Raw genomic sequence first — 11,613 nt, forward strand, 5'->3', positions numbered from 1 at the left:
TTATGAATTAGGGCTGAAAGTAGATGTGAGAAAGTTACCCAAAGGAGAATATGTTTTGGTTGTGTATGGAGAAAAAAGAGAGGTTTTGAAGGTAGAAAAAATAATTAAAAATTGAAAAAACACTATGGAGCTGTCCGAAAAGTTTGGGACAGCTTCTTTGTTTACAACCATATGAATGGTATGCAATGCACTCATAGAAAAAAATTTAAATACAAGGTGAAAAAATTACATGGAAAAACTCAAACTTCAAAAACCATTGCAATGGGGATATAGAAAATTAAAAAAAAAATAAATCTGATATCCTTTGTTATAGATCCAAAATTATACTTCGTTATTATAAATACGTTGCATTAATTTTGAGTAAAATTACATTTTTTTTCTAATACTAACACCGTTTCTTTCACTACTGCTTCTATATTCTGAAGATTCATACAAGCAAAATGTTTTTTCGGGCAGTTATGCGTTCCGAATTTGCTACAGGGTTGACAGGAAAGGTCTGAAACTATAAAATTTTTACTTTTATTTCTATTAGCAAAACCATAATAAGGCTCAAAGCCCAGTTTCGGAGAAGTCCCCCCCCAAAAAACAAAAATATCTTTCTGAAATGCCGATGCTATGTGCATCATCCCCGTATCATTGGTGATAACCAACTTACTTTTCTTAATTATATCAGCACTTTCATTCACAGAAACAGCCCCACATCTATTCCATACCTTTTCAATCCCCACGTTCTTCGCTACCAAGTCCCCCGTAGACTTCTCCTCTTTTCCTCCTATTAATATAATGGGATAAGAAATGCTTTTACACAACTCTATTATTTTATCAAGAGGCAGTTTTTTAGTATAATAATTGCCACCTATAACCATTGCTATAAACCCATCTTTATGAGTGTGTGGTAGCGTATCCAAACTATAATTCTTGTCTATAAAGTAATCTAATCCTTGTCCATCATCATATACTTCCAATGTTTTGAGAACATCAATGAACCTATCAGAGATTCTTTTCTTGGGCAGAAAGTCCCATTTCCATTGGATATAGAGGTACCTTTGAAGCGCATATTTACGAATACGCATTGTTTTTTTCCATAAAAAAATACTTATAATCAATGACCGTATATTTTTATGCAAGTCAATCACATAAGTATAGTCTTCCGAACGGAGCTGCCCAATGAGCAGGAAAAGAGAGTCCTCTAATGTATAAATCTTGTCTATAAAAGAATTGGATTCTATGAGATGTTTAAATGCCATTTTGGTACAAAAATGTATTTCACTCTCGGGAAACTTTTTTCTAAGCAAACGAATCACGGGAGTCGTCAATACAATATCTCCCATAGAAGAAAAACGAATGATAAGAATTTTCATAGTATTTTTTTACTTAATAGAATAGCTTTAATGACCATATTTTGAACTATGAATAATAATTACAATATATACAAAAAACAAACATTATAATGTGTGGACGTAGAAAAATAAAAACGATGCAAGATTTACTTATTACAAATTAAATTAAATGTATAGTTTCATTCTCTTGGTATACAAATGTATTATATTTGAAAGATAAAAAAATAAAAATACTTCAGTTTTTTTGTAATTTAAATTATTTTGTGTGCTTTACTACCTAAAAACTTAAAAATAAAAAAACTATCTACATTTATATTTTATGAAAATATTCTGTTTTTAATATGTACTAACAAAAAATTAAAAATGGAACAAGTATATCACCAAAATGGAAGATAATTAACAATCTTTGTTTACAAATACAACGTAAAAACGACTTTTCGGCGCTGGATCAAAATTACTTTTGTTATTAAATTTTTTTAAATCGTTTTTGTAAATAAAAATTAAAATTCAAAAAAAAAGATTATATTGTAGAACTTCAAAAATGAGTCCAATCCGATTCCGAAAAATCACTTTTGATACATTTATAATTTTGTAACGGGTTGATTATCATATAGTTTTAAAACTTAATATTTTTGTAAAATTGACTTTTCAGAGTGGACTCAAAATAAATGTTTTAAATTCATGTTTATTTTATTTTTGTGGAATAGCGTTATGAAACATGACAGATAATAATATAATTGTATGCAAAAGAAAAAAACATTCACAAAAAAAGAAGTAAAGAAAATACATATACAAATCCCCACAGAACCAAAAAATACATTCATAGATACCATCGAACATTGGTTACAAAAGAACGAAAACAAAATATATACGAGTTTATTCCTTCTCTGTATTATGAGTGCTTTATTACTTTTTAGAGTAAGAATAGACGAAGGCGGCGACGACTCTAATTATATAGAAGGCGGATATAGATATGCTACAAATTTTTTTCACTACTATTTTAGTTTCCAAGCAACCGGATACCCATTATTTTTAGCAATCCCTATTTCTTTCTTTGGTATCCATGTTATACTCCTTAAATGTCTATCCCTCATTTTTTATGGATTTGCTTTTTATTTTTTCTATAAAACAGTCCGTGGAAAAATTCCTTATATAATTACTTTTCCTGCTTTATATATTATTGCTTTTAATAAAACATCGCTTTTCTTTGCTTCTCAAACGTATAGCGAAGCCTTCTTTATGATGTTTTTAGCAATGTTTTTTTTCGTTTTTTTTCGTTTTTTAGAGTTTTTGAAATTTCAAGAAACGAGCTTAAGAATTACTTCCAAAAAAGAAATATTTTTTGTGTATGGACTATGTTTATTGATATTTGCTTGCTCTTTTGTAAAAACAGCGGGTATAGTGGTACTCTTTTCTACACTCATATATTTTTTATTTCAAAAACAATTTATAAACGGTCTTAAAATACTCACTATGTATGGACTTATAAAAATATTGTATGAAATTATAAAAATAACTCTTTGGGGAGAATTAGCCACTTCCAACTCATCTCAGCAAGCAGGAACTCTTCTGCAAAAGCATCCATACGATTCCTCCCAAGGAACAGAAGATATGTATGGATTTATAATAAGATTATTAGAAAACACAGAACTCTACTTAGGAAAAAGATTTATGGAATCACTTTATATACTCTCTCCGGATTTTGTAAACCGTAATCCATCACATATTATTTATATAGTTTTGTCTCTTTTTATAGTCATTCTTTTTTCCTCTCTTTTTATAAATAGTTTCCTTAAAAAACAAAAATTGTATTTTTTTCTTTCTCTCTTTCTCTTTTGTGCATTGGGGTTTACTTTTTTAGTATTACAACCTTTTTGGGAACAAATAAGATTAATAACTCCTTATTTTTTCATAATACTCCTTACTTTATTTTTAGGAATATATACAATATTCTCAAAAAAACTCCCTTTTTTCTATGTTTTTTTTATCTGTATTATTCTTTTATGTAATACTATAGGAACTATTAAAGCAATAAAATCAAATATTCCTACACTGATAAAAAATTTGAAAGGGGATAAATACGCCGGATACACAGAAGATTGGGTTAACTACTTAAAGATGAGCGAATGGTGCGGAAAAAATCTCTCCCCACAAAGTGTAGCTGTCTGTAGAAAAGCTTCTATGTCTTTTATTTACTCAGATGGGAAGAAATTTTACCCTATGTATAAAACCCCATACCCCGATCCACTCTTTGATAACATGACCCATCCCGATTCAGCTTTTCATATCATACAAAAAAATGGTATTACTCATATTATATTAGCGAATTTGCGAAGTACCGGAAAAAAAGATGGAAATATTATCAATACCATTCACAGGTTTCTAATACCATTTTCAGAAAAATACCCACAAAAATTAAAACTTATCCGTACAGAAGGAACGGAAGAACCTTGTTACCTATATGAAATAATACAATAATTATTTATGCAAAAAATACAAAAAACACTCCAAAAATATTACCTCCAAGATATTATACATTACTGCAATTATTTTATCCATCCCGATGACTCTGTCATAGAGGTGGGGTGCGGAAATGGATACATGATACATAAAATTGCAGGAAAGCAAAAAACAGGTATAGATTCCAATATTTCAAAAATAGAAACCGCAAAAAAAGAATATCCTAATATTTCATTCCACTGCATGGATTCAGAAAATATAGAATTAAAACAAACATTTGATGTTATAATACTTGCTAATCTTATTGGAAACCTGAAAGACATTGAAAATACTTTTAGAGGGATACACAAAATATGCCATCCGCAAACCAGAATTATTATTACCTATTATAATCATTTATGGGAGCCGTTTGCAAAATTTTTAGAATTTTTACGATTAAAAACCCCTACGACTTATCAAAACTGGCTCAGCTTAAGAGACATACATAATCTCTTATCCCTTTCAGGATTTGACACATACAGATCTTCGCGAAGAATGATATTTCCATTTTATATCCCTTTTGTTTCTACTCTTTTAAATACATATATTGCCAAATTACCCATCATAAATAGCTTTGCAATAAACTATTTCTCTTTTGCCCGACCTATTCAAACAAAAGATAAAAATGACCTCTCTGTCAGTATCATAATACCTGCTCGAAATGAAAGCGGAAATATCGAAAATGCAATAAAACGGATCCCAAACTTTACTCCCGATATGGAAATTATTTTTATAGAAGGGAACTCTACCGATGATACATGGAAAAAAATACAAGAAATCCAAAAAAAATACAATTCCAAAACTATAAAAATTGCTCAACAAACAGGAAAAGGAAAAGCAAATGCGGTATGGAAAGGATTTGAAATAGCAACAAAAGATATTCTTATGATACTAGATGCCGACCTTACCGTTCAACCCGAAGAACTACCGAAGTTTTACTCTGCCATACATTTAGGCTATGGAGAATTTATCTTTGGCAACCGTCTTACCTATCCTATGGAAAAACAAGCAATGCGTTTTCTCAATAAATTAGGAAATAAATTCTTCTCTTCCGCATTCTCTTGGATATTAGAACAACCCATAAAAGATACTCTCTGCGGAACAAAAGTTATCCGAAGAACAGATTATTACCGATTAGTAAAAAATAAAAAATACTTTGGAAACTTCGACCCTTTTGGTGACTTTGATTTGATTTTTGGGGCACACAAACTCAACCTAAAAATGATAGAAATACCTATCCATTACAAAGAAAGAACATACGGAGAAACCAATATATCTCGTTTCAGACACGGATTTTTACTCTTAAATATGTGTTTATTTGCTCTCAAAAAAGTAAAGTTTTACTGAATGGGGTTTTTATGAAAGAAAAACAATGAGACATGAGCCCCTTACTCATCAACAATGATAGAAATCATTGTATCGGGACAAAAAAAGGAGGCTCTTTACAGACGTTTCCTTTGGTTTTATAATAATCCTTTATCCAAAGCACAAATCCAAATAGAAAGAGCATTTCAGGATACAACTATATAGTTGCAAGTTTTTTTTGCTACCCTTAGAAAATTTTCTTTTTACAAACAATAAAAAGAGAATATTTTTTTAAAAAATTATATTGTAAAAAAATCAAAAATAAATGTTGTATATTTGTGTTTGAGTTATTTTTGCGAAATAACATTATGAAACATGACAGTTTATTATATAGGAGGGTTCTAAAAATTGATTTATTCAAAGAAAAAATGTTGGTAACTATTGATTTTTAAGAAATACAGTTTTTAGGATTTGAATTTTTAGAACCCCTCTATAATAATAGATTTAAAAAGTAGAAGCGATAATATATCTATAAATCATATTCGATGCTCCTAAGTTATCTTTTACGTATTGGAGGACTGTTTTGCATATAGTTTCTCTTTCTCCATTATATTGGAGAAGAAATAAAAGTGAATCACTGAGTTGTTTTGGGTTTTGGGTAGCAAAGGCAGATTTTTTTTTTATTAATTGTATCGCTTCATGGAATTTGAAAAGAGAATTATTTTTGCCAAAAAAAATAGGGATACCAAAGACAGCTGCTTCTAATATATTATGTAATCCTTTATGAAAAGCCCCGCCTATGTATGCAAAATCAGCAAAAGCATAGAGTGATGAGAGCATTCCTACATTATCTATAATTAACACATCGGTTTTTTTAGAATACATATCTTCAAAAATGGAGTAACGAGTTGTGGAAATAGAAGGGAGGTTATTTTCTATACTTTCTATAAATTTCGTATTTATTTCATGGGGAACGATAATAAATTGAAGTATTCCTTGAAACCTTTCTATTACGGGATAGAGCAAGAACATATCACTTTCCCAAACACTCCCTGCGATAAATATGGGAAGGATTTTAAATCTTTCTATTATAGGGTATTCTTTTTTTTGTTTTTTTATTTCCCATACAGTATCAAATCTTGTATCACCCGATATTTCTGATGGGATACCGATAGAAGCAAGTAGATCATTACTTTGTTTATTTTGAACGAATATGTGAGAAAAAGAACGGAGTGCTTTTCTAAAGAGACCGCCGTACCACCGAAAAAATATCTGCTCTTTTCTAAAAAGAGCGGATATGAGGATAATAGTTTTATTCCTTACGTTGGCTTCTACAATATACCCAAGCCAAAATTCGTATTTTATGAAGACAATTACATCGGGGTTTACCAAATCGTAAAATTTTTTTACATTTCTATGGGTATCTATGGGTAAATAAGTAACACAATCTGCGTATTTATAATTTTTTCTGACCTCATAACCTGACGGAGAGAAAAAAGTAAGGAGTATAAAAATATGTTTTTGCTCTTTTTTTAGTTTTTCAATAACAGAGCGTCCCTGCTCAAATTCTCCCAAAGAAGCCGCATGAAACCATACTACTTTTCTATTATCTATACGTATATTTTTGAGTATTGTAAAGATATTTTTTTGACCTGCAAAAAAGATTTTTTTTTTTTTATGAAACAGTGAAGTACATCTTCCTATACTAAAAAGAACCATAATTCCTATTCTATATACTATCATTCCGAGCATATCTCTTGTTGTTTATTTTAGAAAAGTTCTAAATATCAATTTTTAAAACTTTCTTATCTGTTTTTTCATAATTTATAATTTATTTTTGAATGCTTCTAACTCTGTTTTGAGTTTTACTATTTCTTGCTCTGCTTTTATTTTTTCTTGCTCGGATCTTTCGGCTCTGTTTTGTTGTTCTCTTTTTTCTTTTTCTATTTGAGCAATATTCTTTTTAAGTTGTTCTGCATCGTATCTCGCGTTGGAAGCTTGGATAGTTACCAATTTGAAATCATTGAGATAATTATCTTCTTCATCCATTGCTATAGCAAGTTCGGGATATTCTTCTCTTGCAGAAATAAGACGGTTGACAATACGTTCAAAAGAAATATCATACTTCTCTAATTTGAGTGATCTTTTATCCCCATTTACTATATTCTTTTGGTTAAAGATTTCTAAAAGATGGTAAATCTTTTCTTTTTCTGGATTTCTTTCATACATTGATTTTGGTATTTTATTGATATTGGGAATCTGGACGGTTACCATATTGTATGACAGATTATCTATAAAAAAATTAGATTCTTTCAATTCTTTTTCCGTAAAAAAACCAACATTTTTTCTGTTTGTCTTGATAATAGGGTCATGTATTTCTTTTTCAATGCAAAAATCGAGTATAAAAATAGGTATGAGTATGATGGGTTCGTAGCTAAAAGACAGTTTTCCGGTTTTTTTATCTATGACTTGGGAAGTTTTTTTTGGCTGAAGTTTTCTTGGATATATCTCTTGAAACGAAACACATCGCCTCCTGTCCATTCGGACTTTTGCATTTCTATAATGACTGCTTGTTCTCCCTCTTCGGTTTGAATAGTAGCGTTGAAATCTAAGTGCATCATTTTTACTCCTGCTTCGCTATCTTTTTCCATTCGCTGTTTTATATATGGAAGGGAATGATTCTTGCGAGATAAATGGATAATATGTTTCCCTAAAAGAGTAGAGATGATTAACTTTGCGGACTCATCGTCTGCCATCAGATAGCGAAACGACACATCGTATATAGGATTTGGAATGATGACTGGTGTTTTGTTCATAGTATAGTATGTATATTTTTATTTGTAAATAGAAATATCTTGGAGTATTTTTTCTTGTAAAAAATCTCTGGTATCTTTTAGTTGTATAGGAATAAGAGAGATAATATCATTTACAAAAGCTGCTATTAAAAGAGCGGTAGCATTTTTTTTATCAATACCTCGGGATAACAAATAAAAGAGTTGTTCTTCATCAAGTTGTCCGATAGTGCATCCATGTGAGCATTTCACATCATTGGCGAATATTTCTAATTGTGGTTTTGTATGGATTACTGCTTCAGGGGATAGCAAGATATTTTTGTTTTTTTGATAGGCATTTGTTTTTTGTGCTCCTTCTTGTACTAATATTTTTCCATTAAAAACGGCTTGAGAATGCTCATTTAAAACACCTTTATAAAGCTCATTAGAAACACAATTTGGCTTTTTATGGTCTACCGTTGTGTGGTTGTCTACTAATGTTTTTCCTTTGAGATAATATATCCCATACATATTTGATTCTGTATTTTCTTCGCCTAAAGATATGTTCATATTATTTCTTATTATTTTACCGGTAAAACTCATAGTATATGCTGTAAAAATAGAGTTTTTTTCTTGAATTATACTCGTATTATCTATCTGTAAGGTTTCATTACTACTCATTTGTATTTTTAGAAGAGTGGTCTTTGAATTTTTTTTGCAGATAATTTCTTCTCTTATATTATTATAATGCTGAGAGTGTTCCGAAGAATTATGTATTTCTACTATATCACAGGTGGTGTTTTCTTCCATTATTATAAAATTTCTAAAAAATGTTTGAGTCATGTTTTCATCTTTATGAATGGTTTTGAAATGAAAAAAAATAGGTTCTTTGAGATGTAATCCTTTTGGTATTTTTAGAAAAACTCCTCCTTGGAAAAATATAGTATTCATATCCGCAAAAAAATCTCTGTGTTTTTCTGTATTTTTTTCAAAGTAAGATATAAAATCATCTGTATATTCTTTGTATGCGGATTCTAAATCCATACAAATAACTCCTGAATTTTCAAAACCTTTTGAGTATTCAAAAAAACCATTGCAAATAGATACATACATTTTTTTATAATCCACAAAAGGAAATATATATTCATCTTTTTGCGATGGGTATATATTTTTTTTTGTATACTCAAAGATGTTCTCTATATATTTAGAAAGAGGAGTATATTTATATTCTTCGTCTTTTTGATGAGGGATTTTCTTGTTTTTTAGGAAGTCAAAAGATTTTTTTCTTTTCTCTAACAAAAAAATACTTGAGTCTGCTGCAATATCTTTTTCTAATTTTTTAAATTCTTTTTCTATATTATTTTCTATCATTTCTTATATTTGATTTGTAGTTTTGTATATTCATTTTTGCAAAGTAAGCCAAATATACAAAAAATCTTATAATAACGACTTATTACATAAAATAAAATAAATCATTTTCATAAATTCAAAAAATATGTCATTAATAAAATCTATATCAGGAATAAGAGGTACTATTGGAGGGAAAGTAGGATATGCTCTTACTCCCGTAGATATTGTCAAATATGTATCTGCTTACGCACAATGGCTTTCATCTCTCAAAAATACTCCCGTTGTAGTAATAGGAAGAGATGCCCGAATATCGGGAGAAATAATATCTGCTTTGGTAGCATCTACCTTGCGGTCAATGGGAATAGATATTATAGATATAGGACTCTCTACCACTCCCACGGTAGAAATGATAGTCATGAAAGAAAAGGCAGGAGGTGGTATCATTATTACTGCGAGTCATAATCCTATAGAATGGAATGCTCTCAAATTTTTAAATCAGAATGGAGAATTTATTTCATCACAAGATGGGGAAACAATACTCCAAATAGCAGAAAAAGAATCTTTTCAATACGCATCTACTCATACATTAGGAAAATATACTTTTGTAGAAAAAGCATTAGAATATCATATAGAATCTATCCTATCACTTCCTATGGTTGAAAAAGAAGCAATAACACAAGCAAAATTTAAAATAGTAATAGATGCGGTTAATTCTACAGGAGGTATAGCTGTTCCTATGCTCCTAGAAAAATTAGGAGTCAAAGAAATAAAAAAAATAAACTGCACTCCCGATGGACATTTTTCTCATAACCCCGAACCACTCCCTGAAAACATATCTCAACTCATTTCTGAAATGAAAAACGAAAAATATGAATTAGGAATTGCTGTAGATCCCGATGTAGACCGACTTGCTTTTGTCTGTGGCAATGGAGAACCTTTTGGGGAAGAATATACCCTCGTAGCAGTAGCGGATTATGTACTTCAAAAAACACATGGAAACACCGTATCAAATCTTTCCTCTACCCGTGCATTACAAGACATTACCGAAAAGCACGGTGGAAAGTATTTTCCCTCCGCAGTGGGAGAAGTTAATGTGGTAGAAAAAATGAAAGAATGTAATGCTGTCATCGGTGGAGAAGGAAACGGAGGTATTATACTACCTCAACTCCATTATGGAAGAGATGCTCTGGTTGGAATAGCTCTATTCCTTTCCTATCTCGCCTCTTCCAAACAAAATGCTTTCATAATAAGAAGGAAATACCCTTCTTATTACATTTCTAAAAATAAAATAGAAATAGACAATGCTATAAACATAGATAACATTTTGGCAGAGATACAAAAAAAATATAAACAAAATCCTCAAAACACAATAGATGGTCTCCGAATAGAGTTTGGAAAAGATTGGGTACATCTCAGAAAATCAAATACCGAACCTATCATACGAATCTATGCAGAATCCCAATCCCAATCCATAGCACAAAATATGACCCATAAGTTTGTAATAGATATAAACGAGATACTGAGCTCATCTTATACGAAACTCTAAAATGAATTATAATCTAAAATGAGTTATAAGTTATTTCGCAACTATTTATCTACTATTTTTAATCATAATAAAAAATGACCTTATACAAATCCCAATAGGATAAAATTTTTATAGAAAATAAGATTAACCAAATAGAACTCTATCCCGAAGGGATGATATATTATAACAATGTATATACCCACAATAATGCCCCGATGGTGTAAAATAAATGCTAGCACTTTGGAATTTAGAAAATGTTCGTATTCCAATTTCTATAATCTTACCACTCATTCGTTTGTAGCTAAATAGTTACAAAATAATAATACAAGAAAATATAGATTGATAGTAAATAATTACATAAACGAATTCTTAAAAAATTAATGTTTTCATGTTTTTTATGTTTTAACCTTTACGTACATATTTGTAATATCAAACTCATTAACAATACAAATACAATGAAGCCATCTCAATATTTTTCAGGAATTTTTATTTATGGTTGGCTCATATAAAGTTCCTTTTTCAAAAAAAATAAAAGTAAAAAATAAAATATCTTAATATTAGGATAAAGTTTTTTATGATGGGTCTAAAAATTCAAATCCTAAAACTGTATCCCTTAAAAACCAATAGTTACCAACACTTTTTTTGAATAACTCAATTTTTAGAACCCACCTTCTATTACATAAAAGAGATTACAGCACACATTTATTCCAAAAAAAAGTTTTATTGTGATTAATATAAAAAAATTACCTTATTTTTTATTTTTTTTTATGAAAATAAAAACAATTCTTTAATAAGTTTTTTTTTATTATTTTGCATAAAATTA

9 protein-coding genes are annotated in these 11,613 nt (G+C 29.7%); 4 read left to right on the top strand and 5 right to left on the bottom strand.

Translation table 11 applies throughout. From position 1 onward, the window contains the following. Nucleotides 1-350: 350 nt before the first annotated feature. On the bottom strand, nucleotides 351-1,361 hold the full coding sequence (locus QM536_05150; GenBank protein ID MDI9356396.1) for a glycosyltransferase family 9 protein: 1,011 nt from the start codon (nucleotides 1,359-1,361) through the stop codon (nucleotides 351-353). 720 nt (nucleotides 1,362-2,081) lie between these two features. On the opposite strand from QM536_05150, the gene QM536_05155 reads away from it, so the two are divergent. The 3 genes from QM536_05155 to QM536_05165 are packed head-to-tail and all read left to right on the top strand — an operon-like array spanning nucleotide 2,082 to nucleotide 5,369. Next, nucleotides 2,082-3,818: a hypothetical protein gene (locus QM536_05155; GenBank protein MDI9356397.1), complete on the top strand. Its 1,737-nt coding sequence runs from the start codon at nucleotides 2,082-2,084 to the stop codon at nucleotides 3,816-3,818. A gap of 6 nt (nucleotides 3,819-3,824) precedes the next feature. Further along, nucleotides 3,825-5,186: a glycosyltransferase gene (locus tag QM536_05160; GenBank protein MDI9356398.1), complete on the top strand. Its 1,362-nt coding sequence runs from the start codon at nucleotides 3,825-3,827 to the stop codon at nucleotides 5,184-5,186. A gap of 54 nt (nucleotides 5,187-5,240) precedes the next feature. Then, on the top strand, nucleotides 5,241-5,369 hold the full coding sequence (locus QM536_05165; protein ID MDI9356399.1) for a hypothetical protein: 129 nt from the start codon (nucleotides 5,241-5,243) through the stop codon (nucleotides 5,367-5,369). Between the two features lie 279 nt (nucleotides 5,370-5,648). Here the strand turns inward: QM536_05165 and QM536_05170 are convergent, their stop codons facing one another. The 4 genes from QM536_05170 to sufD all read right to left on the bottom strand — a co-directional run bounded on the left by QM536_05170 (nucleotide 5,649) and on the right by sufD (nucleotide 9,286). Then, entirely contained in the window at nucleotides 5,649-6,896 is a 1,248-nt protein-coding gene (locus tag QM536_05170) for a glycosyltransferase N-terminal domain-containing protein (GenBank protein MDI9356400.1), read from the bottom strand. A 72-nt stretch (nucleotides 6,897-6,968) separates the two neighbouring features. Next, entirely contained in the window at nucleotides 6,969-7,685 is a 717-nt protein-coding gene (locus QM536_05175) for a hypothetical protein (GenBank protein ID MDI9356401.1), read from the bottom strand. Next, the gene (locus QM536_05180; GenBank protein ID MDI9356402.1) at nucleotides 7,607-7,960 is read right to left on the bottom strand and encodes a hypothetical protein; all 354 of its coding nucleotides are present in this window, start codon (nucleotides 7,958-7,960) and stop codon (nucleotides 7,607-7,609) included. Before QM536_05180 ends, QM536_05175 begins: the two co-directional genes overlap by 79 nt. Nucleotides 7,961-7,978: 18 nt before the next feature. Further along, nucleotides 7,979-9,286 carry a Fe-S cluster assembly protein SufD gene (gene sufD, locus QM536_05185; GenBank protein MDI9356403.1) on the bottom strand — a complete coding sequence of 436 codons (1,308 nt, stop codon included), beginning with the start codon at nucleotides 9,284-9,286 and terminating at the stop codon, nucleotides 7,979-7,981. Between the two features lie 124 nt (nucleotides 9,287-9,410). On the opposite strand from sufD, the gene glmM reads away from it, so the two are divergent. Then, nucleotides 9,411-10,811 (top strand): phosphoglucosamine mutase, encoded by a 1,401-nt coding sequence (glmM, locus tag QM536_05190; GenBank protein MDI9356404.1) that lies wholly within the window; start codon nucleotides 9,411-9,413, stop codon nucleotides 10,809-10,811. Nucleotides 10,812-11,613 lie beyond the last annotated feature (802 nt).

This window comes from Chitinophagaceae bacterium (assembly GCA_030053935.1).
Taxonomy (GTDB): Bacteria; Bacteroidota; Bacteroidia; order Cytophagales; family JASGCU01; genus JASGCU01.

Coding starts and splice junctions, on each gene's coding strand:
- QM536_05175 (MDI9356401.1), bottom strand. CDS start 7,685: ATGGACAGGAGGCGATGTGTTTCGTTTCAAGAGATATATCCAAGAAAA.
- QM536_05160 (MDI9356398.1), top strand. CDS start 3,825: ATGCAAAAAATACAAAAAACACTCCAAAAATATTACCTCCAAGATATT.
- QM536_05170 (MDI9356400.1), bottom strand. CDS start 6,896: ATGCTCGGAATGATAGTATATAGAATAGGAATTATGGTTCTTTTTAGT.
- QM536_05150 (MDI9356396.1), bottom strand. CDS start 1,361: ATGAAAATTCTTATCATTCGTTTTTCTTCTATGGGAGATATTGTATTG.
- QM536_05180 (MDI9356402.1), bottom strand. CDS start 7,960: ATGAACAAAACACCAGTCATCATTCCAAATCCTATATACGATGTGTCG.
- glmM (MDI9356404.1), top strand. CDS start 9,411: ATGTCATTAATAAAATCTATATCAGGAATAAGAGGTACTATTGGAGGG.
- sufD (MDI9356403.1), bottom strand. CDS start 9,286: ATGATAGAAAATAATATAGAAAAAGAATTTAAAAAATTAGAAAAAGAT.
- QM536_05165 (MDI9356399.1), top strand. CDS start 5,241: ATGATAGAAATCATTGTATCGGGACAAAAAAAGGAGGCTCTTTACAGA.
- QM536_05155 (MDI9356397.1), top strand. CDS start 2,082: ATGCAAAAGAAAAAAACATTCACAAAAAAAGAAGTAAAGAAAATACAT.